Source organism: Pseudarthrobacter sp. NPDC058329 (genome assembly GCF_042879835.1).
Classification (GTDB): Bacteria; Actinomycetota; Actinomycetes; order Actinomycetales; family Micrococcaceae; genus Arthrobacter.
On sequence record NZ_JBHVZR010000001.1, the window covers coordinates 585,757 to 607,783 of the forward strand.

General features: G+C 66.0%; 20 protein-coding genes. 16 read left to right on the forward strand and 4 right to left on the reverse strand.

Annotation, left to right across the window (positions count from 1 at the left end; translation table 11 throughout):
* Positions 1-12 precede the first annotated feature (12 nt).
* Positions 13-732, reverse strand: coding sequence for an IclR family transcriptional regulator (locus tag ACFVYC_RS02745; RefSeq protein ID WP_026266447.1), 720 nt, complete (start codon positions 730-732; stop codon positions 13-15).
* A 113-nt stretch (positions 733-845) separates the two neighbouring features.
* Between ACFVYC_RS02745 and leuC the strand changes: the two genes are divergently transcribed.
* From leuC to ACFVYC_RS02775, 6 genes are all read left to right on the forward strand, one after another.
* Positions 846-2,300: a 3-isopropylmalate dehydratase large subunit gene (leuC, locus tag ACFVYC_RS02750; RefSeq protein WP_387546287.1), complete on the forward strand. Its 1,455-nt coding sequence runs from the start codon at positions 846-848 to the stop codon at positions 2,298-2,300.
* A gap of 8 nt (positions 2,301-2,308) precedes the next feature.
* Positions 2,309-2,911: a 3-isopropylmalate dehydratase small subunit gene (gene leuD / locus ACFVYC_RS02755; protein WP_104042166.1), complete on the forward strand. Its 603-nt coding sequence runs from the start codon at positions 2,309-2,311 to the stop codon at positions 2,909-2,911.
* Between the two features lie 161 nt (positions 2,912-3,072).
* Positions 3,073-4,398: a UDP-N-acetylglucosamine 1-carboxyvinyltransferase gene (murA, locus tag ACFVYC_RS02760; RefSeq protein WP_387546289.1), complete on the forward strand. Its 1,326-nt coding sequence runs from the start codon at positions 3,073-3,075 to the stop codon at positions 4,396-4,398.
* A 10-nt stretch (positions 4,399-4,408) separates the two neighbouring features.
* Positions 4,409-5,185 (forward strand): lysophospholipid acyltransferase family protein, encoded by a 777-nt coding sequence (locus ACFVYC_RS02765; protein WP_387546292.1) that lies wholly within the window; start codon positions 4,409-4,411, stop codon positions 5,183-5,185.
* Positions 5,175-6,227 (forward strand): NAD(P)H-dependent glycerol-3-phosphate dehydrogenase, encoded by a 1,053-nt coding sequence (locus ACFVYC_RS02770; protein WP_387546294.1) that lies wholly within the window; start codon positions 5,175-5,177, stop codon positions 6,225-6,227. The genes ACFVYC_RS02765 and ACFVYC_RS02770 overlap by 11 nt, the downstream gene beginning before the upstream one ends.
* Positions 6,228-6,229: 2 nt before the next feature.
* Entirely contained in the window at positions 6,230-7,378 is a 1,149-nt protein-coding gene (locus ACFVYC_RS02775; protein WP_387546297.1) for a D-alanine--D-alanine ligase family protein, read from the forward strand.
* Positions 7,379-7,448: 70 nt separating this feature from the next.
* On the opposite strand, the gene ACFVYC_RS02780 is transcribed toward ACFVYC_RS02775, so the two are convergent.
* Positions 7,449-7,952, reverse strand: coding sequence for a DUF3515 family protein (locus ACFVYC_RS02780; RefSeq protein WP_387546299.1), 504 nt, complete (start codon positions 7,950-7,952; stop codon positions 7,449-7,451).
* A gap of 101 nt (positions 7,953-8,053) precedes the next feature.
* Here ACFVYC_RS02780 and thiL point away from each other — a divergent pair, with 101 nt between their 5' ends.
* The 4 genes from thiL to rsmD are packed head-to-tail and all read left to right on the forward strand — an operon-like array spanning position 8,054 to position 13,104.
* Positions 8,054-9,100, forward strand: coding sequence for a thiamine-phosphate kinase (gene thiL, locus ACFVYC_RS02785; RefSeq protein ID WP_387546301.1), 1,047 nt, complete (start codon positions 8,054-8,056; stop codon positions 9,098-9,100).
* A gap of 22 nt (positions 9,101-9,122) precedes the next feature.
* A complete protein-coding gene (locus ACFVYC_RS02790) occupies positions 9,123-10,109 on the forward strand; it encodes a DAK2 domain-containing protein (protein ID WP_387546303.1) in 987 nt (328 codons plus the stop codon).
* Positions 10,099-12,363, forward strand: a complete 2,265-nt coding sequence (locus ACFVYC_RS02795; RefSeq protein WP_387546304.1) for an ATP-dependent DNA helicase RecG — start codon at positions 10,099-10,101, stop codon at positions 12,361-12,363. The genes ACFVYC_RS02790 and ACFVYC_RS02795 overlap by 11 nt, the downstream gene beginning before the upstream one ends.
* Before the next feature lie 45 nt (positions 12,364-12,408).
* Positions 12,409-13,104 carry a 16S rRNA (guanine(966)-N(2))-methyltransferase RsmD gene (gene rsmD, locus ACFVYC_RS02800; protein WP_387546306.1) on the forward strand — a complete coding sequence of 232 codons (696 nt, stop codon included), beginning with the start codon at positions 12,409-12,411 and terminating at the stop codon, positions 13,102-13,104.
* Here rsmD and ACFVYC_RS02805 read toward each other — a convergent pair.
* Both ACFVYC_RS02805 and ACFVYC_RS02810 read right to left on the reverse strand, forming a co-directional pair.
* Positions 13,101-13,889, reverse strand: coding sequence for a spermidine synthase (locus ACFVYC_RS02805; protein WP_387546307.1), 789 nt, complete (start codon positions 13,887-13,889; stop codon positions 13,101-13,103). The genes rsmD and ACFVYC_RS02805 overlap by 4 nt on opposite strands.
* Positions 13,889-15,118: an aminotransferase class I/II-fold pyridoxal phosphate-dependent enzyme gene (locus ACFVYC_RS02810; protein ID WP_387546310.1), complete on the reverse strand. Its 1,230-nt coding sequence runs from the start codon at positions 15,116-15,118 to the stop codon at positions 13,889-13,891. Before ACFVYC_RS02810 ends, ACFVYC_RS02805 begins: the two co-directional genes overlap by 1 nt.
* Positions 15,119-15,161: 43 nt before the next feature.
* Between ACFVYC_RS02810 and coaD the strand changes: the two genes are divergently transcribed.
* From coaD to smc, 6 genes are all read left to right on the forward strand, one after another.
* Positions 15,162-15,644, forward strand: a complete 483-nt coding sequence (coaD, locus tag ACFVYC_RS02815; protein WP_387546312.1) for a pantetheine-phosphate adenylyltransferase — start codon at positions 15,162-15,164, stop codon at positions 15,642-15,644.
* Positions 15,645-15,785: 141 nt separating this feature from the next.
* Positions 15,786-16,310 carry a YceD family protein gene (locus ACFVYC_RS02820; RefSeq protein WP_387547109.1) on the forward strand — a complete coding sequence of 175 codons (525 nt, stop codon included), beginning with the start codon at positions 15,786-15,788 and terminating at the stop codon, positions 16,308-16,310.
* A 36-nt stretch (positions 16,311-16,346) separates the two neighbouring features.
* Entirely contained in the window at positions 16,347-16,550 is a 204-nt protein-coding gene (gene rpmF, locus ACFVYC_RS02825) for a 50S ribosomal protein L32 (RefSeq protein ID WP_009356569.1), read from the forward strand.
* Between the two features lie 21 nt (positions 16,551-16,571).
* The gene (rnc, locus tag ACFVYC_RS02830; protein ID WP_387546314.1) at positions 16,572-17,300 is read left to right on the forward strand and encodes a ribonuclease III; all 729 of its coding nucleotides are present in this window, start codon (positions 16,572-16,574) and stop codon (positions 17,298-17,300) included.
* Between the two features lie 5 nt (positions 17,301-17,305).
* On the forward strand, positions 17,306-18,280 hold the full coding sequence (mutM, locus tag ACFVYC_RS02835; protein ID WP_387546316.1) for a bifunctional DNA-formamidopyrimidine glycosylase/DNA-(apurinic or apyrimidinic site) lyase: 975 nt from the start codon (positions 17,306-17,308) through the stop codon (positions 18,278-18,280).
* A 125-nt stretch (positions 18,281-18,405) separates the two neighbouring features.
* Complete coding sequence (gene smc / locus ACFVYC_RS02840) at positions 18,406-21,993, forward strand: chromosome segregation protein SMC (protein ID WP_387546318.1); 3,588 nt, start codon at positions 18,406-18,408, stop codon at positions 21,991-21,993.
* Positions 21,994-22,027: the final 34 nt, after the last annotated feature.

Here is a 22,027-nt window from a genome sequence, read left to right on the forward strand (position 1 = left end):
ACTGTTTTGCGTTCAGTCGTTGGTCTTGCGCAGGGCCTCGGTGAGGACCCGTCCCGCGTTGCAGACTACTTCGGCGTGCAGCCTGCCCGGCTGGCGGGTGAGGCGCTCGATCGGCCCGGAGATTGAAACAGCCGCTATCACCCGGCCGGAAGGTCCCCGCACCGGTGCGGAAACTGAGGCGACGCCCGGCTCACGTTCGCCGAGGCTCTGCCCCCAGCCCCGCCGTCGTACGCCTGCCAGGACGGTAGGCGTGAAGCGGGCTGACTGCAGCCCTTCAAGCAGGCGGTCGTGGTCCTCCCAGGCCAGCAGCACCTGGGCAGCCGAACCGGCCTTCATGGACAGCTGCGTGCCCACCGGAATGGTGTCGCGCAGACCGATGGGGCGTTCGGCGGAGGCAACGCAGACGCGCCAGTCGCCCTGCCGGCGGAAGATCTGGGCGCTTTCGCCCGTGGCATCACGCAGCTGCATCAGCACGGGTCCGGCGGAAGCGATGAGGCGGTCCTCGCCCGCAGCCGAAGCCAGTTCAACCAGGCGGCTGCCGAGGACAAAGCGGCCTTGGATGTCGCGGCTCACCAGCCGGTGGTGCACCAGGGCCAGGGCGAGGCGGTGGACGGTAGGCCGGGCCAGGCCGGTTGCCGCCACAAGCTGCGCCAGGGTGGTGGGGCCGGCCTCGAGTGCATCAAGCACATGAGCCGCTTTATCAATGACACCGACTCCACTAGAATTGTCCATGTAATGATATTGCCGTCTCATTATCTGAGATGCAAATCTTTCGGCTGGCGCAGTGCGAAGACGTACTGGTTCAGTGGAACTCATCAGTCAAACAGCAGTGAAGGGAGATGGCCATGGCAAAGACATTGGCCGAGAAAGTCTGGGACGCGCACGTGGTGCGCAAAGGCGACGGCGACGGTGCCAACGCCCAGCCCGACCTTCTCTTCATCGACCTCCACCTTGTCCACGAGGTCACATCCCCGCAGGCCTTCGAGGGCCTCCGCCTGGCCGGCAGGAAACTGCGCCGCCCGGACCTGACGATTGCCACGGAGGACCACAACACTCCCACGCTGGACATCGATAAGCCTATCGCCGACCTGACCAGCCGCACACAGATCCAGACGCTCCGCAACAACTGCGCCGAGTTCGGCGTCCGTCTGCATTCGTTGGGCGACGCCGAGCAGGGCATCGTCCACGTGGTGGGCCCGCAGCTGGGCCTCACCCAACCGGGCATGACGGTTGTCTGCGGTGACTCGCACACCTCCACCCACGGGGCTTTCGGCGCGCTGGCCATGGGCATCGGGACCTCTGAGGTGGAGCACGTGATGGCCACCCAGACGTTGTCCCTGAAGCCGTTCAAGACCATGGCTATCAACGTGGAAGGCACGCTGCGTCCCGGCGTCACTGCCAAGGACATCATCCTCGCCGTCATCGCCAAGATTGGCACCGGCGGCGGGCAGGGCTATGTCCTGGAATACCGCGGCTCTGCAATCCGCGCACTGTCCATGGACGCCCGCATGACCATCTGCAACATGTCCATCGAAGCCGGGGCGCGTGCCGGCCTGGTGGCGCCGGACGAAACCACGTACAACTTCATGTTGGGCCGTCCGCACGCCCCGGAAGGCGCTGACTGGGACGCCGCCGTCGAGTACTGGAACACGTTGCGCACCGACGACGATGCCACCTTCGACGCGCAGGTTGACCTGGATGCCGACACCCTCGAGCCGTTCGTCACCTGGGGTACCAACCCCGGCCAGGGCGTCTCGCTGTCCGACTCAGTGCCGTCCCCGGAGGACTTCGGCGACGAAAACGCCAAGGCCGCCGCGGAACGCGCCCTGCAGTACATGGGACTCGCGGCCGGTACGCCCATGAAGGACATTCGGGTTGACACCGTGTTCCTGGGCTCCTGCACCAACTCCCGCATGGAGGACCTGCGCGCTGCTGCGGACATCATCCGCGGCCGCCAAAAGGACCCGAACATCCGGATGCTCGTCGTTCCCGGTTCGGCACGCGTCCGGCTGGAAGCCGAGGCCGAGGGCCTGGACAAGGTCTTCAAGGACTTCGGCGCGGAATGGCGCTTCGCGGGCTGTTCCATGTGCCTGGGCATGAACCCGGACCAGCTGGAGGTGGGGGAGCGCTGCGCATCCACCTCCAACCGCAACTTCGAAGGGCGCCAGGGCAAGGGCGGCCGCACCCACCTGGTGTCTCCGGTGGTGGCCGCAGCAACGGCCATCCGCGGCACGCTCAGCTCGCCGTCGGACCTTGATCCCGCGCCCGAGTCCGCCCCCATCCGCACCGACGCAGCCTAGGACACGCCATGGAAAAGTTCACCACCCACACCGGCATCGGTGTCCCGCTGCGCCAGAGCAACGTGGACACGGACCAGATCATCCCCGCCGTCTACCTCAAGCGCATCACCCGGACCGGCTTCGAGGACGCACTGTTCTCGGCATGGCGCAAGGACCCGGCCTTCATCCTGAACCAGGCGCCTTTCAGCTCCGGCTCGGTCCTGGTTGCCGGTCCTGACTTCGGCACCGGCTCGTCCCGTGAGCACGCTGTATGGGCGCTGAAGGACTACGGCTTCAAGACCGTTCTCTCCTCCCGGTTCGCGGACATTTTCCGGGGCAACTCGGGCAAGCAGGGCCTGCTTGCTGCCGAAGTCGCCCAGGACGATATCGAACTGATCTGGAAGGAGCTGGAGAACGCTCCGGGAACCGAGGTCACCGTGGACCTCGTGTCCAAGACGGTGGTTTGCGGCAACATTGTGGCGCCCTTCGAAATCGACGATTACACCCGGTGGCGCCTGCTCGAAGGCCTGGATGATATTGGGCTGACCCTCCAGCACGAGGCGGACATCACCGCCTACGAGGCCACGCGCCCCGCCTTCAAGCCGAAAACCCTGCCGGCCCGCCTTTCCTGAGCCGGCCCAAGCAGCCCTGCCCAACTCCACAAACGCGCGACGGCGGTGCGCCACGCCCTGCCGCCGTCGCCCGCGTATTTCGGTTCGGTAACGCGACCTCCTATGCTTGGTTGGAGCCTTTGCAAGGGTTTGGGGGCTAGTCATCGTAAGGAAACCGGTATATGAGTAGTGTTCTGACAATCCGCGGCGGAGTCCCGCTTACGGGCCGCGTCACCGTGCGGGGAGCGAAAAACCTCGTCCCCAAGGCGATGGTGGCAGCGTTGCTGGGCAACGAACCGTCCGTGTTGCGGAACGTTCCGGAGATCAAGGACGTGGAGGTAGTCACCTCCCTCCTGCAGTTGCACGGTGTCACCGTGGTCAAGGACCCTGTGAACGGGGACCTCACCCTGGACCCGAAGGCGGCCAAGACTGCACCCAGCACCGCCATCGACGCGCATGCCGGCGACTCCCGCATTCCCATCCTGCTCTGCGGCCCGCTGATCCACGCCATCGGCGAAGCGTTCATCCCGGACCTTGGCGGCTGCAAGATCGGCGACCGTCCCATTGACTACCACCTTGATGTGCTCCGCCAGTTTGGTGCCGTGGTGGAAAAGCGGCCCGGCGGCATTCACATCTCCGCTCCCAAGGGCCTGCACGGCGCGAAAATCTCCCTGCCGTACCCCTCTGTTGGTGCCACCGAGCAGGTGCTGCTGAGCGCCACGCGGGCCGAGGGCATCACCGAACTGTCCGGCGCCGCAACGGAACCGGAAATCATCGACCTCATCGCCGTGCTGCAGAAGATGGGCGCGATCATCAGCGTCCAGACCGACCGCACCATCCGCATTGAGGGTGTCCGTGACCTGGGCGGCTACAACCACCGCGCGCTTTCGGACCGCAACGAGTCTGCGTCATGGGCCTCCGCTGCCCTGGTAACGAAGGGCGACATCTACGTCGAAGGCGCCTCCCAGCGCGACATGATGACCTTCCTCAACACCTACCGCAAGGTGGGCGGCGGCATGGACATCGGCGAGGAAGGCATCCGCTTCTACCACCGCGGCGGGAAGCTCACCCCGCTGGTCCTGGAAACCGACGTGCACCCCGGCTTTATGACCGACTGGCAGCAACCGCTGGTTGTGGCGCTGACGCAGGCCGAAGGCGTCTCGATCGTCCACGAGACCGTTTACGAAAACCGGTTTGGCTTCACGGACGCCCTCATCCGCATGGGTGCCAGCATCCAGGTGCACCGGGAATGCCTGGGCAGCGTGCCCTGCAGGTTCGGCCAGCGCAACTTCCTCCACTCCGCGGTAATCTCCGGGCCCACCCAGCTCAAGGGAACGGACATCGACGTGCCTGACCTCCGCGGCGGCTTCAGCCACCTCATCGCGGCCCTGGCAGCCACAGGAACCTCCCGCGTCACTGGGATCGACATCATCAACCGGGGCTACGAGCGTTTCACCGAAAAGCTCGCCGGGCTGGGTGCGGACTTCGACATCACCACGGCGAAGTAACGGTACCGACGTGAAGGAATCGGCCAAGAGCCGCGCCACCCTTGCGGTGGTCGCCGGCATAGTGCGCCCCCTGTTCAACCTCATGATGGACAAGAAATGGGAGGGTACTGAAAAGCTGCCTGCCGGCGGTTTTATTGCGGCGCCCAACCACTGCACCGAGATCGACCCCCTGATTATCGGCCACCTCCTCTACAACCACAAGCGTGCGCCGCACTTCCTGGCGAAGGCGGGACTCTTCAAGGTTCCCGTACTGGGCTGGGTCCTGCGGGCAACCAAGCAGGTCCCGGTGGAACGTTCGACGGCGGGAGCCAACCGTTCGCTGCAAGTGGCCCAGGAGATTGTCGCCGAGGGCGGCGCCATCATCATCTACCCTGAGGGCACACTTACCCGCGACCCCGACCTGTGGCCCATGAAGGGCCACACCGGCGCGGCGCGGCTGGCCCTCGAAGGCGGCATTCCCGTGGTTCCGATCGCCCACTGGGGTGCGCACGAAGTGTTCCCCCGCTACGGCAAGCGGTTCCACCTGTTCCCCCGCAAAAAGTCCACCGTGGTGGTGGGCGAGCCCGTCGACCTCAGCGCCTTCACCGGCCGTCCCCTGGACAAGGCCACGCTGACCGGAGCCACCGACGCCATCATGGACGCCATCACCAGCCTCCTGGCGGAACTCCGGGGTGAGCAGCCTCCGGCGCAGCGGTGGGATCCGGCGAAGCAGCAGCAGGCGAAGCACGGCCGCTTCGTGGAACGCGGGCAGCAGCAGACCGGGGAACGGACGTCCGGTGACCTCTGAGGGGAATCACCCCGGTTCGGCCCGGTCCGTCGCGGTGCTCGGCGCCGGTTCCTGGGGGACAACGTTCGCCAAGATCCTGGCTGATGCTGCCGCCGCGTCAGGCGAACCGCGGGCCATCCGCCTGTGGGGCCGGCGCAGCGAAGTGGTGGAGGAAATCAACACGTTCCACCGCAACTCGCAGTACTTGAAGGACATTGCCCTCCCGGAAAGCATCACGGCGTCCACCGACGTCCGCGACGTCTTTGTTGGGGCAGATCTGGTGGTCCTCGCCGTTCCGGCCCAGTCCCTGCGGCCGCAGTTGCGGGGCTGCAAGGACCTGATCGCTCCCGGCGCCATGGTGGTTTCCCTGATGAAGGGCCTTGAACTGGGTACCGACGCCCGGATGAGCGAGGTCATCAGCGAGGAACTCGGCTTGCCCACCGAACGCATTGCCATAGTCTCCGGGCCAAACCTTGCCATGGAGATTGCCCGCGAAGAACCTACTGCCTCCGTGGTTGCCTGCACCGACGCGGCGTCTGCTGGCTGGATCGCGCGCAGCTGCACGGCACCCTACTTCCGGCCCTACACCACCTCCGACATTGTCGGCGTGGAAATCGGCGGCATCGTCAAGAATGTCATCGCGCTGGCGGTGGGCATCTGCGAGGGCCGGCAAATGGGGGACAACACCAAAGCCTCGGTGATCACCCGCGGGCTTGCTGAAACGTCCCGCCTTGCCTTGGCCTTGGGCGGGGAAGCGAAGACAATGGCCGGCCTGGCCGGGCTGGGCGACCTGGTGGCGACCTGCTCCTCGCCCCTGTCGCGGAACCACACTGCAGGGCGGCTGCTGGGCCAAGGCCTCACGTTGGAGGAAGTGGGCCAGAAAATGACCCAGACCGCCGAAGGCATCAAGTCCGGCCAGGCCGTCCACGAACTGGCTGAAAAGCTGGGCGTGGACATGCCCATCACGGCCGCCGTCGTTGCTGTGCTGGCAGGCAAGCTGTCCGTTGACCAACTGGGGCCCGTCCTGCTGGCCCGGGAACTGAAACCTGAAGGCGAACACTGACAATGTCCCATAACAAACTGACCGCAGCAGAGCCGGCCGGCGGGGCGAAGCCCCGGGTGGCGGTACTTTTTGGCGGCCGTTCCAGCGAGCATGCTGTCAGCTGCGTGACCGCTGCCGGCGTGCTTGGTGCGATCAACAAGGATAAGTACGAGGTCATCCCGATCGGGATTGCGAAGTCGGGGCAATGGGTGCTGGCCGCCGCCGATACTGCGCAGTGGTCCCTGGCGGCGTCATCGCTTCCGGAAGTGGCCCCGTCGCAGCAAACGGTGACGCTGGCCCAGATCGGCGGCGAACATCAGCTGATCGTGGCCTCGCCGAACGAGGTGCCGCAGGAACTCGGTGCAGTGGACGTGGTGTTCCCGCTGCTGCACGGCCCGTTCGGGGAGGACGGCACCATCCAGGGGCTGCTGGAACTTTCCGACACCCGGTACGTCGGAGCCGGCGTCCTGGCCTCGGCCGTGGGCATGGACAAGCACTTTATGAAAGTGGTTTTCGAAGCTGCGGGCCTTCAGGTCGGCCCGTACATCGCCGTGACCGACAGGCAATGGCGCAAGGACGCGGAATCCGTGCGGAAACAGGTGGACCGGCTTGGCTTCCCCGTTTTTGTTAAGCCTGCGCGGGCCGGCTCGTCCATGGGAATTTCCAAAGTTGATTCACTCGACGACCTGGACGCCGCCATCGAGGAAGCACGGCGGCACGACCTCAAACTGGTGATTGAGGCCGGCATTGTGGGCCGTGAAATTGAGTGTGCGGTGCTGGAGGGCAGGGGCACCGACGCTCCCCGGACCTCCATGCCAGGCGAGATCTCCGTGGCCGGCGGCACCCACGAGTTCTACGACTTCAACGCGAAGTACGTCGAGGACGATGCCGCATCGCTCAGCTGCCCGGCGGACCTTCCGGAGGAAGCAATCGCCAGGGTGCGGGAGCTCTCCGCAGCCGCCTTTGACGCCGTGGGGGCAGAGGGCCTGAGCCGCGTGGATTTCTTCTACACGCCGGACGGCCAGCTGATCATCAACGAGATCAACACCATGCCGGGTTTCACCCCCAAAAGCATGTACCCGCAGATGTGGGCCGCCTCGGGGCTGGACTACGCGGAGCTGATCGACGAACTCATCTACCTCGCCCTGAACCGGAAAACCGGGCTCCGCTAGCCTTTCCCCGCCTGCGCCCTGACCTCGCTTCGCTTCGGCCAGGGAACCCTGCCGGCGTTGGCCCTGGAACCTACCGGCTTTGCGGCAGGTCCTGCAGCTCTTCCTGGCCCACACAGTTCCGGGTGGGCGGAATCTCACCCGCGGCCACGGCGAGATCGGCCAGGACGGTGGCAGAGCTGATCTTGTCCGGATCCATCAGGATTTCGGTAGCGGGATCCCGGCCATAGGTGGTCAGCGTCCATACGGGGTCTCCTTCCTTGATCACCCAGTCGACTCCGTTGACGGTGACGCACCGGTCCGTAGTGGGACCGGGCACGTTCACGCCGCAGCGAAGGATCACCAGGGACGGATCGCCCCAAACCGCGGTGGCCTGGCTGTTCGTCTTGCGCAGCGCGGAATCGCCGATAGCTTCCGGCAGGGCCACCATCATGGGAGCGCACGCCGGGTTCGCGGCATCCCGGGCAGCAGGGACGTCCACCGCGGGGGAGCATGCGGCCAGGGCGAGCGAAGCAACAGTCCCGATCAGCGCCATCCTGGCAGCGCGTGCGGGCAGGGAAAGCTGAGGGCGGTGCATACCTCCAAGACTATCGTTGCGGCGCGGCTCCCCCCGACAGCTCACCGGCGGCCCGGCCGGACCAGACTGCCAATGTCGGGGGCCCGCTGTAGCGTAGTGGCGTGCCTGAAAAGCGTTTAACCGTCCAAGAGCAGCCGCCCGCCGTCGCAGCCCTCTCCGAAGCCGAGCTGCTGGCGCTGATTTTTCCGCGCCTCGCCATGGAAGGGGACCACAGCAAGGCCACACTGCTCGGCCCTGGGGACGACGCCGCCGTGGTGGCGGCCCCTGACGGGAAGACCGTCATCAGCATTGACACGCAGGTGCAGGACCAGGATTTCAGGCTGGAATGGCCCAACGGCTACCGGACCACGGGTTTCGACGTCGGCTGGAAGGCGGCGGCACAGAATCTCAGCGACATCAATGCAATGGGAGCCACCGCCACCTCGCTGGTGGTCAGCCTTACCCTGACTCCGGAGACACCCGTTGCCTGGGTGGAGGACCTGGCGGACGGGCTGACGGCCGGGATCAGAAACCTGGGCGCCACCAGGTGTTCGGTGGCGGGAGGTGACCTGGGGAGGGGCCGGGAGATCTCGGTCACCGTCGCCGTCCTGGGTACGCTGGACGGCAACCACGCTGTTCTCCGGTCGGGCGCGCAACCAGGGGACATCCTGGCGCTTGCCGGAACGGCCGGGCATGCGGCCGCGGGCCTGGCCCTTCTCGAGTCCACAGCAGACGTCGATGCCCTTGCTCCCGCTCAGCGGGTGTTTCTGGACCTGCAATGCAGGCCCAGGCCCCCCTTGGCTGCCGGGCCTGCTGCCCGGGCCGCCGGTGCCACCGCGATGTTGGATATTTCGGACGGCCTGCTGCGGGACGGGTTGCGGCTGGCGGCGGCCAGTGGCGTCATCATGGACCTGGATGCGGCGCAGCTGAGAACGCTGGCGGGTATGCTGCGGCCCGCCGCGGAGCTGCTGGGGATGGAGCCGATGGCGTGGGTGTTGGGCGGCGGGGAGGATCACGGGCTGCTGGCCACATTCGCGCCGCACGTTCAGCTTCCTGCCGGATTCACTGCGATAGGCTCGATACAAGCATTGGGAAGCAACGAAAGCCCGAGCGTCAAAATAGCAGGCCGGTCCGCGGACACCGGGGGATGGGATCACTTTGCACACTAAGGTTGCCGCCAACGCGCAAGCGATGAAGAGGTGGTTGGGCAAGGCTGAGACCGTCCTTGGAAACCACAGCGACCGCCTCAATGCCATCAACATCTTCCCGGTGGCTGACGGCGACACGGGTACCAACCTGTACATCACCGTCCGTGCTGCTGCCCAAACTGCAGCGGCTGCCGGGGACCAGCCTGCACAACTGGACGTCGGCGCCGTACTGGCCAGTGCCGGCCAGGCGGCCATGGAGGAAGCGAGGGGCAACTCCGGGACCCTGTTCTCGGTATTCCTTTGCGCGGCGGCTGAGCCCCTGGCAGGCCATACCCGGCTGACTTCCACGCTGCTGGCAGCGGCCCTGAACCGCGCCCAGATCCGGGCGTGGTCTGCTCTCAGCGATCCCGTTCCCGGAACGATGCTTTCAGTGATGGAAGCTGCTGCGCGGGCCGCGGCAGCCGTTGATGCGGGGCAGAACGGCGATGACAGCAACCACGCCCTGGGCCTGGCACTGGATGCCGCCGTCGAGGCTGCCCTTGCTGCTGTCATCCGCACTGAGGACCAGTTGGACGCACTGACGTCCGCGCACGTGGTGGATGCCGGCGGAGTGGGAATGCTCCTGATCCTGGACTGCCTCCGGTCGGCTGTCCTGGGTGAGGAACTCCAAAGCGAGCTCCTGGACGGGCTGCACGGCTATGACGTGTCCGATCCCCATATCCATACCGCCTTGCCGGACGACGACGGCGTCGAGGTCATGTGCACCATCAGCCTCTCGCCCCTGAACGCCGCAACGCTCCGGCAGCAGCTTGATGAGATCGGCGAGTCAGTCATCATGAGCCAGGTGGGCAGCAGTCCCGACAGCGACGGAAACTACCGCTGGCGCGTCCACGTCCACGTCCCTGCCCCTGAGCCTGCTGTTGCCATCATCCGGTCCCTCGGGGACCCGGTCCAGATCAGTATCAGCGAACTTGCTGTGCCACAGGAACCGCGCCCGGATGCAGTGAACTCCAGTGGGCATGAGCGCTGAACTGGACCTTGCGCTGGAACGGCGCCTTGGCAAACGTTCCGCGGCGGTCATCGAAAAGCATCTTGGCATCACCACGGTGGACGGTCTGCTGAACTACTTTCCGCGCCGCTACATGAACCGCGGCGAGCTGACACCCATCGGCGAAATCCCCCGAGACGAGGAAGTCACCCTCATTGCCAGGGTGCTGTCCAGCAGCACCCGGAACATGCAGGCACGCCGCGGGACCATTACCGACGTCATTGTCTCCGACGACGACGGGAAACAAGGGCTCCGGCTCGTAGGCGGCACGGACTACAGGGGCAAAGTTCCAGGCACCCTCAAAATCAGCTTCTTCAACGGATTCAAGGCAAAGTCCGAACTCCTGCAGGGACGCAGGGCACTGTTCTCCGGAAAGGTCACCAGCTTCAAGGGAACCCTGGGCCTGACCAACCCCGACTTCCAGCTCCTCGATGACGACCCTTTCGGCGAGGGCGGCCAGGACCCGGAAAAACTCGCGGCCATGCCCATTCCGGTCTACCCGGCCACGTCCAAGCTTCCAAGCTGGAAAATCCAAAAGGCAATTTCAACCCTGCTGGAAACCGTGGACCTCGACGCCCTGCCGGATCCGGTTCCGGATGCCGTCGCCGCACGCGAAGGGTTCCTGCCGCCCGCCCAGGCGTACCGGCTCATCCACGCCCCGGAATCTGCTGATGACTGGCGGCGTGCGCGGGACCGGCTCCGTTACCACGAAGCGCTGGTGCTGCAGTCGGCGCTGGCCCGGCGCCGGGCGCAACTGGCCGCGGAGGAAGCCACGGCACGCCGGCCCGTCCCCGGCGGCCTGCTCACCGCCTTCGACGCCAACCTTCCGTTTACCCTCACCGCCGGGCAGGCCGCCGTCGGGAAAACCTTCGCAGCGGAACTGGCCCGTGACTCTCCCATGAACCGGCTGCTGCAGGGCGAAGTAGGGTCCGGGAAGACCATCGTGGCACTGCGGGCCATGCTGCAGGTAGTGGACGCCGGTGGGCAGGCCGCGTTGCTGGCGCCTACCGAGGTCCTCGCGGCGCAGCATTTCGACTCAATCCGCCGCTCCCTGGGGCCGCTCTCCAGGGACGGCCTGCTGGGAGGTCTCGACGACGCCTCCGTCCAGGTCACGCTGCTGACAGGTTCCATGCCCGCTGCGGCGCGAAAGCAGGCTTTGCTGGACGCCGCCTCCGGAACAGCAGGGATCATCATCGGCACCCATGCCCTGCTCAGTGGCAACGTCACCTTCTTCGACCTGGGACTGATCGTTGTGGATGAGCAGCACCGGTTCGGGGTGGAGCAACGGGATGTGCTCCGGGCCAAGGCGCGGAAACCGCCCCATCTGCTGGTGATGACGGCCACGCCCATCCCGCGCACCGTTGCCATGACCGTGTTTGGGGACCTTGAAACGTCGGTTCTGGACGAGCTCCCCGCGGGCAGGGCACCTATCAGCACCCACTTGGTGGGGCTTGCGGAGAATCCCGCCTGGGCGGGCCGCATCTGGGCACGTGCCCGCGAGGAAATCGAAGCAGGTCACCAGGTGTACGTCGTCTGCCCGAAGATCGGGACGGACGACGACGGTGACTTCAGCCCCGGGGAAGCGGACCTGGCCGAAGGTTCCGACGGGGAAAACGGACGGGAACTCGCCTCGGTGACCGCCGTCGTCGAACAGCTCCTGGATGAGCCAGCCCTTGCCGGGGTTCCCTTGGCACCGCTGCATGGGCGCCAGGCACCCGAAATGAAGTCCGCCGCGATGGCCGCTTTCACTGCAAACACCGTCAAGCTCCTGGTGTCCACCACTGTGATTGAAGTGGGCGTCGACGTTCCCAACGCCACGCTTATGGTCATCCTCGACGCCGACAGGTTTGGCATCTCCCAACTGCACCAGCTGCGGGGCCGGGTGGGCAGGGGTGGCCTGCCGGGGACCTGCCTGCTGGTCACCGCGCTGGAACCTGAACACCCCAGCCGGCGGAGGCTGGATGCCGTCGCCGCCACCACCGACGGTTTCGAGCTTTCCCAGGAGGACCTCAAGCTGAGGCGCGAGGGCGACATCCTCGGCGCCTCCCAGTCCGGCGGCCGCTCCACGTTGAAACTGCTTCGCGTGCTCGAACACGAAGCCATCATCAGCCGTGCCAGGGACGATGCCCAGCACATCGTGGCGCAGGATCCTTCGCTTGATGCGCACCCGGACCTGGCGGAGGCAATCGACAAATACCTCAATCCCGAGAAGGAGGCGTTCCTTGAACGCGGTTAACACGGTTGAACCCGACATGCGCGGCGGCCGGGGCGCGGGCGCCCGATGAGCCGCATCATTTCCGGCGCGGCCGGCGGTATGCCCCTGCAGTCTGTTCCGGGTTCCTTGACGCGGCCTACTACGGACCGGGTCAAGGAAGCGTTGTTCTCACGGCTGGACGCCTTTGAAGTCATCAGCGGCGCCCGGGTGCTGGACCTGTACGCCGGCTCTGGTTCGTTGGGTGTGGAGAGCGGCAGCCGGGGGGCGCAGACGGTGGATCTGGTGGAGTTTGATGCCAAGGCAAGTGCCGTATGCCAGCGCAATGCCGACCTCATCAATGGGGTCCTGGGGCGCAAGGCCGTGACGGTCCACCGTTCCAAGGTTGAGCCTTTCCTGGAGCGCGCCACTGACACGTCAGTCTGGGACCTGGTATTCCTGGACCCGCCCTATCCGCTGGAGGAGACCGCGTTGTCCGCGGCGCTTGAAAAACTTGCCGCCCACCTTTCGCCGGCGGCGGTAGTGGTGGTGGAGCGGTCGTCCCGCTCACCTGAGCCGGGCTGGCCCGGCGGCCTGGCACGGTTCGCCGAGAAAAAGTACGGCGAGACCCGGCTGTGGTTCGCGGAGCCGTTTGTGCCGGACGCCATCGACCCGGACGCTATCGACCAGGACGCGGTTGACCAGGACACTGACGCGGTTGACCAGGACACTGACGCGGTTGACCAGGACGCTGTCGGTCAGGGCGGCGCGGTGGACCGGGACTAGGGCGCGAGTGCGTCCAGGTCCACGCCCGCCAGGACTTTGGCGGGGTGCGGGCCGCGGGACACCAACTCCGCGGACCAGCCTTCCGGCCAAGGCGCCTGGGTGCCGGCCAGGACGATGTTGCCCGGATAGCGCCCCTCGAACATTCCTGTTTCCGCAAACGCGGCAACGTCGCCCATCGCCCGCCGCATGGCTGCCACCTGGCTGCGGACCAGGGTGAGCCCCGGCTCGTCGCCCACATTGACGATCAGCAGTCCGCGCGGGGTGAGCCGTTCCCGCACCTCGCTGTAGAACTCGGCGCATGCCAGGTGCGCCGGCGCTTCCGGGCCGGAAAAGATGTCCAGGATGACGACGTCGAACCGGAGTCCGGGTTCAAGTTCAGCGAGGGCGCCGCGCGCGTCTCCGATGACGGTATGCAGCTCCGTCCCCTCCGGAAGGGGCAGCTGGCGCAGGACGAAATCGAGCAGCTCACGTTCCAGCTCCACCGCGTGCTGGACCGACCCCGGCCGCGTCGCCTGGATATAGCGCGCCAGTGTCAGTGCCCCGGCGCCCAGATGCAGTGCTGTCACTGGCAGTCCGGCAGGGGCGGCCAGGTCTACGAGGTGGCCGATCCGCCGCAGGTACTCGTAAAAGATCTCGTCCGGCCGGGCCAGATTGACGTGGGACTGCTCCGCGCCGCCGATGCTGAGCACGTAGCTGCCGTCCGTGAAGGCGTCGGGTTCGATGGTTGCGTGCTGTCCGGTGGCGCGGAGGAACCGCTCCGTCCGCCCCTCTCTGCCTGCCTGCATCAGAGCCGGCCGCCGAGGGCGGCCAGCCGGGCGGCGGCTTCCTCCAAAACTTCGGTCTTTTTGCAGAATGCAAACCGGAGGAGGCTTCGCGTCCTCTCAGCGCCCCCGGGATGGCAGAAAACAGGGACCGGGATGGCGGCCACGCCAACCAGGCCAGGGAGCCTGCGTGCCAGGTCAACGGAGTCATGGATGCCCAGCGGTGCAGTGTCCACGTTGACGAAGTACGTTCCCTGCGGGGTGAAGACGTCGAAGCCCGCTGTCCTCAGGCCTTCGCTGAGGATGTCCCGCTTGTGCTTCAGGGTGGCGGCAATGTCCGTGTAAAAAGCGTCGGGCAGGCCCAGCCCGGTGGCAATGGCTGCCTGGAACGGCGTGCCCGAACTGTAGGTGAGGAACTGCTTGACCGTGCGCACAGCGGACACGAGTTCCTCCGGACCTGTGAGCCAGCCGATCTTCCATCCGGTCAGGGAAAAGGTCTTGCCGGCCGAAGAAATGGTGATGGTCCGGTCGCCGGCACCCGGCAGGGACGCCACCGGCACGTGGCTGTCGCCGAAGGTGAGGTGTTCATACACTTCGTCAGTAACTATCAGGCAGTCATGCTTCCGGGCCAAGTCGACGACGCGCTGCAGGACCTGGCGCGGAAAGACGGCACCGGTGGGGTTATGGGGATTGTTCAGCAGCACCACCCGGGTCCGCTCGCTGAAGGCAGCCTCCAGCGCGGCGAGGTCCGGCATGAAGTCCGGGGCCAGCAGGGGAGCCGTCACATGCGTGGCGCCGGACAGGCCGATGACTGCGCCGTAGGAGTCGTAAAACGGTTCAAAGGTCAGGACCTCGTCACCGGGTCCGGCGAATGCCAGCAGGGCGGCGGCGATGCCCTCGGTGGCGCCGGTGGTAACGATCACCTCGGTCTGCGGGTCGGGGGTGAGGCCGTAGAACCTTTCCTGGTGCACAGCTACTGCTTCCCGCAGTTCCAGGACGCCTTTGCCCGGCGCGTACTGGTTTGCTCCGCTGGCGATGGCGGCGCGGGCAGCTTCCCTTATTTCCCGCGGGCCGTCCTCGTCCGGAAAGCCCTGGCCCAGGTTGATGGCGCCCGTGTGGACGGCCAGGGTGGTCATTTCTTCGAAAATCGTGACGCCCAGCCCGCCGTCGGGCCCCAGCAGGTTGGCTCCGAGCGCGGTCCGCTGCCAGGGGGCAGGTGCCGTGGGGGTGGAAACTTCCCGTCGTGGATGCATCCAGTCATGGTATCCCGGCCTTTTCATGGGGTAGGTTCGGAGCATGAGACGAGCTGTCTGCCCCGGTTCCTTTGACCCCATCCACAATGGTCATCTTGAGGTTATTGCCCGGGCGGCGGGCCTCTTCGACGAAGTCATCGTGGCGGTCTCCACCAACCCCGCCAAGAAGTACAGGTTCACCCTGGAAGAACGCCTGGAGATGGCGCGGGAAACCCTGGCCTCACTCAAGGGCATCGTGGTGGAACCCGTAGGGGAAGGACTCCTGGCCGAGTACTGCCGCCAGCGTGGGGTCTCGGCGATCGTCAAGGGCCTCCGCTCCTCTTCGGATTTTGACTACGAGCTTCCCATGGCCACCATGAACCGCCAGCTCAGCGGTGTGGAAACAGTGTTTCTTCCGGCCGAAGCCCACTACATCCATTTGTCCTCCACCCTGATCAAGGAAGTTGCGGGACTTGGCGGCAGTGTCTCGGAATACGTTCCCCGGTCCGTGCACCGGCGGCTGGTTGCGGGCGAGTCGGCGCCGTAACACCCGCCAACAGGGTAGGCTAGGTCGGTACTTCGGCGCCGCCGGCTGCCTGGTTTGAGTCCCTGTGGCTCTTCGGGCTAAGATGGTACGTCGGTCATATGTTCAACAGGAGTTCTCATTAAACGAGATGCTGGTTCGCCCCTGGCGTTCGACGTCAAGGACCTCGGACGCAGTCCGGGAAGCATGCGGACACTGACGGAACATGTACCCGCACCGGGTGATCTTGGTGTGGCGCTCATTGGTGTTCAGGAAGGCTCGGATATCGAGCTGGATCTGAGGCTTGAGGCCGTACACGAAGGAATTCTGGTATCAGGAACCGCAATAGCCGGGGTAACCGGTGAATGCGGGCGATGCCTGGATCCCCTTGCGTATGACCTTGAGGTCAATGTGCAAGAACTTTTCTTCTATGAGGGCGTAGTGCTTTCGGATGAAGAAGATGATGAAGAGCAACGTCGAGTCGAGCACGATGTAATCGATCTTGAACCGGTGTTGCGGGACGCGGTTGTCACCAATCTGCCGTTCCAGCCGGTGTGCCGGGAAGACTGCCAGGGCCTTTGCTCCGAATGCGGAGTTCGCCTGGAAGACGAGCCGGGGCACCACCACGAGGTCTTGGATCCTCGCTGGGCTGCCCTAGCTGATATGGCTAAGCCTGACCGGCAAAATTGATTTGTACGTGTTTGTCTAGAGAGAAATGAGTTAGCCGTGGCTGTTCCCAAGCGGAAAATGTCTCGCTCGAATACCCGCGCCCGCCGCTCGCAGTGGAAGGCGACCGCCCCCCACCTGGTGAAGACCGTGGAGAACGGCCAGGTTACTTACAGCCTGCCGCACCAGGCAAAGGTCGTCACCGACTCGGCCGGCACCGCGCTGTTCCTTGAGTACAAGGGCCGCAAGGTCGCGGACGTCTAATCGGCCCCTCCGGCTGACATGATGTCTTCAACTGAAGAGCTTTTGAAGCGTCTCGGTGTCTCTATAGACGCCGGGACGCTTCGTCTTGCGCTCACACACCGTTCCTACGCCTACGAAAACGGCGGCATTCCCACGAATGAGCGGCTCGAATTCCTGGGCGACTCCATCCTGGGCTTCTCCGTGACGGACGCTTTGTACCGGGATAACCCGGACCTCCCCGAAGGCGACCTTGCGAAGCGGCGTTCCGCCGTGGTCAGCACCCGTGCCCTCGCCGGCATCGGACGCAGCCTGGGCATTGGCGACTACATCTACCTCGGGCAGGGTGAAAAGCTCACCGAGGGCAAAAACAAGGCGTCCATCCTGGCGGACACCATGGAGGCGCTGATCGGCGCCACCTATGTGTCCAACGACATCGAGACGGCGCGCCAGCTTGTGATGCGCCTGATCGGTCCCCTCCTCAAGGATGCTGCCGCTTTGGGTGCGGGCACCGACTGGAAGACGAGCATCCAGGAACTTGCCGCCAGCCGCCAGCTCGGAAGCATCCACTATGCGGTGGAAGGCTCCGGCCCGGACCACGCGCGGGTCTTTGCCGCTGCCCTGCACATTGGCGGCAAAGCTTATGGCAAGGGCAACGGACACTCAAAGAAGGAAGCGGAGCAGGAAGCTGCGGCCGACGCCTGGCGGGCCCTCACCGGCGATGCCGGTTCCGGGCCGACCGGCAAGTCGGCCGGTTCCGTAGCAGCCAAGTAGCCTGCGTGCCTGAACTTCCCGAGGTTGAAGTGGTCCGCCGGGGCCTGGTGAACTGGGTCCGCGGCAGGACCATCGAACGTGTGGAGGTCCTCGACCCGCGTTCGATCCGCCGTCACGCCCTGGGAACCGAGGACTTCGCCGGTAACCTCCGGGGCGCAACCGTTGCGGACGTCGTGCGGCGGGGCAAGTTCCTCTGGATGCCGCTGCTTGATACGTCAGCGGGCCCTGGGACGCCTGGACTGGACGGTCCTGCCGGCCTTCCCCAAGTGGCGTTGATGGCGCATCTGGGTATGAGCGGCCAGCTGCTGATGCAGTGCCGCGATGTCCCCGACGAGAAACACCTCAAAGTTCGGATCGGGCTGAGTCCGCGCGAAGGCATGCCGGAACAGTTGCGGTTCGTGGACCAGCGGATTTTTGGGGGGCTGTTCGTCACCACTTTGGTTCCAACGGACGACGGCGCTCCCGGCGGGCTTGCCGAATCGCCCCTTCCGCTGATTGCCGGGGAGGCGGCGCACATCGCACGGGATCCCTTGGATACCGCCTTTTCCTTTGACCTTTTCTATCGCCGACTCCGCAAACGCAAAACAGGACTGAAACGTGCCCTGTTGGACCAGGGCCTGGTGTCCGGCATCGGAAACATCTATGCCGACGAAGCGTTGTGGCGTGCACGCCTTCACTACGCCCGGCCCACTGACACGCTGCGCCGCGCCGACGCGGAAAGGGTACTGCAAAGCGCCCGCGAGGTGATGCTTGATGCCCTGGCAGCGGGCGGGACCAGCTTCGACTCCCTGTATGTGAATGTCAACGGCGCCTCGGGGTACTTCGACCGTTCACTCAATGCCTACGGGCGGGAAGGCCAGCCGTGCAGGCGGTGTGCCGCTGCGGGAATCCACGCGCTGATCCGCCGTGAGCAGTTTATGAACCGTTCCTCGTACACGTGCCCGGTGTGCCAGCCACGTCCCCGCAACGGACGCTGGTAGCCAAAGGGGTCCGGTGGGGCCCCCTCGGGCAGGCAACCCGGCTTCAATCCGGGCCATTTCTCCGCCAAGCAGTAGATTTGGTGCAGGGAAGCATCCGCCCCAGCCATCCAGGAGATCCAAAAGCCTTGCACCTCAAAAGCCTGACCGTCCGGGGGTTCAAGTCGTTTGCGTCCGCCACCACCTTCAACTTCGAACCGGGCGTCACCGCCGTAGTGGGCCCCAACGGCTCCGGAAAGTCGAATGTGGTGGACGCCCTGGCCTGGGTTATGGGGGAGCAGGGGGCCAAGACCCTGCGCGGCGGCAAGATGGAAGACGTCATCTTTGCCGGTACGTCCGGCAGGGCGCCGCTCGGGCGGGCACACGTCTCCCTGACCATCGACAACACTGACGGTGCCCTGCCCATCGAGTACAGCGAAGTCACCATTTCGCGGACGCTCTTCCGCGCCGGCGGTTCCGAGTATGCCATCAACGGCGCGGGCTGCCGCCTGCTGGACATCCAGGAACTGTTGTCCGACTCGGGCCTGGGCCGGGAGATGCACGTCATTGTGGGCCAGGGGCAGCTGGACCGGGTCCTCCACGCCACCCCCGAGGACCGCCGGGGCTTCATCGAGGAAGCCGCCGGAATCCTCAAGCACCGGCGCCGCAAGGAGCGGACAGTCCGCAAGCTCGAAGCCATGCAGGCCAACCTGCAGCGCCTCACCGACCTCACCGGGGAGATCCGGCGCCAGCTGACCCCGCTGGGCAAACAGGCCGCGGTGGCCCGCCGTGCCCAGCGCGTCCAGTTCGACGTCCGGGACGCCCGGGCACGGCTTCTCGCCGACGACCTCGTCCAGCTGCAGGAAGCATTGGAGCAGGACGTCGCGGACGAAGCCGCGCTGAAAGCCCGGCGGGCCGCCGTCGGGCAGGAACTGGAAGCCGGCCGCCGTCGCCAGGCCGTCCTGGAGCAGCTGGCCGCCGAAGCAACCCCGAAACTGAACGCGGCCAGGGACACGTGGTACCGGCTCACCGCCGCCCGTGAACGGCTCCGTTCCCTCGGAACCCTGGCGCAGGAACGCAGCCGCCTGCTCGGGTCCACGGAACCCCCGGCCGCCGGCCGGGATCCGGAACAGCTGGAGCGGCAGGCCGCGCGGGTCCGCGGGGAACTGGCCGAGCTGGACCGCCACCTCCTGGACAAGCGGAGCACCCTTGCAACGGCCAGCGCAGCAAAGGCAGAAGCCGAGGCTGCCGCCCTGGCCGAAGACAAACGCCTCACGGCCGTGCTGCGGGCAGTCGCTGACCGGCGTGAAGGACTGGCACGGCTGGCAGGACAGGTCGCTGCTGCAAGGTCACGTGTCGAATCAGCGCAGGCCGAACTGGGCAGGCTCCGGGAATCACAGGCTTCCGGAGCGGAACGGCGCGCCAAAGCCCAGTCCGAGTTCACCGCACTCGAAAACAAGGTGGCCGGAGTGGAAGAAGGGGAGGAATCCCTGGACGCCGACTATGAGGCAGCCAGCGAGGCGCTCGATGCAGCACTGCAGGACATCTCGGGCCTCAAAGCCGCCGTCGCTGAGGGACTCCGGAAACGTGATGCCCTCGCGGCGCGCCGGGACGCCCTGCTACTCGGGCTCAACAGGAAGGACGGGGCGGGGCACGTCCTCGACGCCGGGCTGGCAGGGGTACTGGGAACCCTCGCGGCGGAACTGACAGTGGAACCGGGTTATGAAACTGCCTTGGCCGCTGCCTTGGGCGAAGCGTCTGAAGCGCTCCTCGTACGGGACCATGAGGCGGCAGCCGGCGTGGTTCAACGGCTCAAGGACGACGACGCCGGGAGGGCGGCGTTCCTGCTCGAAGTGGCGGGTGCCGCCCAGGGAGTCCCGGCTGACGGGGCCCCGCCCCTGCCGGAAGGAGCGCGCTGGGCAGCGGACCTGGTGCAGGACGCCGGACGCGCGGCCCCGGCGGTGAGGCACCTGCTGGCAGCCACCGCCGTCGTCGCTGACGTCCAGGCGGCCGCCGCGCTGGTGGCCGGCCTTCCCGGCGCCACCGCGGTGACCCGGGCCGGAGATGTTGTCACCGCGGTGTCAGCAACCGGCGGCTCAGCGAAGGCGCCATCCCTCCTCGAGGTCCAGGCAGCAGTGGACGACGCCGAGGGCCGGCTTTCGTCCGTCACCGCCGAGCTGGAGCGAAACAGGTTCGCCCTGGCCGGAGCGGAGGCCCGGCGTGCTGAGGCGCAGGAACGGGCGGACGCCGCCCTCGACCGGCTGCATGAATCAGACGCCAGGCTGGCAGCGGTGGCGGAACGCCTCGGCCACCTCAACTCCGTCCTCCGCAGCGCGGTGGGAGAGAGCGACCGGCTTGCAGCGTCCCTCGCAAGGGCAGAAGCAAACGTGGTTGCCGAACAGGAAGCGCTCGGCGCCATGGCCGGGCGGCTGGCCGCAGCCCAGGAGGCGCCGCTGGAGCAGGAGCCATCCACCGAACACCGGGATGCCCTCGCCCAAGCCGCCGCAACAGCCCGTTCCGCCGAGGTGGAGGCCAGGCTGTCACTGCGCAGCGCCGAAGAGCAGCTGGACGCCACCCGGAACCGGGTGGCGTCACTGGAACGCGCCGCTGCCACCGAGCGCCGCGCCCGTGAGGAAGCAGCGGAACGCGCCCGCCGCCGCCGGGCCAATGCGAAACGGGCTGCAGCCGTTGCCTCCGCCGTCGAATTGGCCTTGCGGTACATGGATGTGTCCGTGGATATGGCCAGGCATGAACGCGACCTCGCAGAAGAGAACAGGGAACAGCGCGACAAGGAATTGCTGCACTTCCGGACCGCGAATGACTCGCTGGCGCGGGAACTGGCCGAACTAACAGACAACGTCCACCGGGATGAGCTGGCCCGCACCCAGCAAAGGGCCCGGATTGATGCCCTGGAGAGCCGCTCCATCGACGAGCTCGGGATCACCCCGGATGCGCTGGTGGCGGACTTCGGGCCGGCGGTCCCGGTCCCGGTCCCTGCCGAGGAAAGCGGCGACAAGTGGGCGGCGCTGCGCGCCCCTGTGGATGCCGGCGGCGCGGAAATCGTCGAGGGGAAGCCCTACGTCCGGGCCGAGCAGGAGAAGCGGCTCCGAAATGCAGAACGCGATCTCGCCAGCCTGGGCAGGGTCAACCCCCTTGCGCTGGAGGAATTCGCCGCGTTGGAGGAGCGCCACCAGTTCCTCAGCACCCAGCTGGAGGACCTCAAGTCCAGCCGGAAGGACCTGCTGGACATCATCAAGGAAGTGGATGACCGCGTCCAGCGCGTTTTCACGGAAGCCTTCGAGGACACCCAGGCACAGTTCGTCAGGGTTTTCGCCCGGCTGTTTCCCGGCGGTGAGGGACGGCTGGTGCTCACCGATCCTTCGGACATGCTCACCACCGGCATCGAAGTGGAGGCGCGTCCTGCCGGCAAAAAAATCAAACGCCTGTCGCTTTTGTCCGGCGGTGAGCGTTCGCTGACTGCCGTGGCCCTCCTGGTGGCGATCTTCAAGGCACGGCCCTCCCCGTTCTACGTGATGGACGAAGTGGAGGCTGCGCTGGATGACACGAACCTGGGCCGGCTCATCACCATCTTCGAGGAACTTCGCGAGTCCAGCCAGCTCATCGTCATCACCCACCAGAAGCGGACCATGGAAGTGGCGGACGCGCTCTACGGGGTGACCATGAGGGGCGACGGCGTCTCCACAGTGATCAGCCAGCGCCTGGCCGCCGACGTGTAGGGCCGGGTGCAGGACAGTTCCGCTGCGCCTGCGC

Excerpts from the sequence above, each read along its gene's own strand:
- ACFVYC_RS02810 (WP_387546310.1), bottom strand. The coding sequence starts at position 15,118 with ATGCATCCACGACGGGAAGTTTCCACCCCCACGGCACCTGCCCCCTGG.
- ACFVYC_RS02745 (WP_026266447.1), bottom strand. The coding sequence starts at position 732 with ATGGACAATTCTAGTGGAGTCGGTGTCATTGATAAAGCGGCTCATGTG.
- rnc (WP_387546314.1), top strand. The coding sequence starts at position 16,572 with ATGTCTTCAACTGAAGAGCTTTTGAAGCGTCTCGGTGTCTCTATAGAC.
- leuD (WP_104042166.1), top strand. The coding sequence starts at position 2,309 with ATGGAAAAGTTCACCACCCACACCGGCATCGGTGTCCCGCTGCGCCAG.
- coaD (WP_387546312.1), top strand. The coding sequence starts at position 15,162 with ATGAGACGAGCTGTCTGCCCCGGTTCCTTTGACCCCATCCACAATGGT.
- ACFVYC_RS02780 (WP_387546299.1), bottom strand. The coding sequence starts at position 7,952 with ATGCACCGCCCTCAGCTTTCCCTGCCCGCACGCGCTGCCAGGATGGCG.
- leuC (WP_387546287.1), top strand. The coding sequence starts at position 846 with ATGGCAAAGACATTGGCCGAGAAAGTCTGGGACGCGCACGTGGTGCGC.
- ACFVYC_RS02775 (WP_387546297.1), top strand. The coding sequence starts at position 6,230 with ATGTCCCATAACAAACTGACCGCAGCAGAGCCGGCCGGCGGGGCGAAG.
- ACFVYC_RS02805 (WP_387546307.1), bottom strand. The coding sequence starts at position 13,889 with ATGCAGGCAGGCAGAGAGGGGCGGACGGAGCGGTTCCTCCGCGCCACC.
- murA (WP_387546289.1), top strand. The coding sequence starts at position 3,073 with ATGAGTAGTGTTCTGACAATCCGCGGCGGAGTCCCGCTTACGGGCCGC.
- ACFVYC_RS02790 (WP_387546303.1), top strand. The coding sequence starts at position 9,123 with ATGAAGAGGTGGTTGGGCAAGGCTGAGACCGTCCTTGGAAACCACAGC.
- rsmD (WP_387546306.1), top strand. The coding sequence starts at position 12,409 with ATGAGCCGCATCATTTCCGGCGCGGCCGGCGGTATGCCCCTGCAGTCT.
- ACFVYC_RS02795 (WP_387546304.1), top strand. The coding sequence starts at position 10,099 with ATGAGCGCTGAACTGGACCTTGCGCTGGAACGGCGCCTTGGCAAACGT.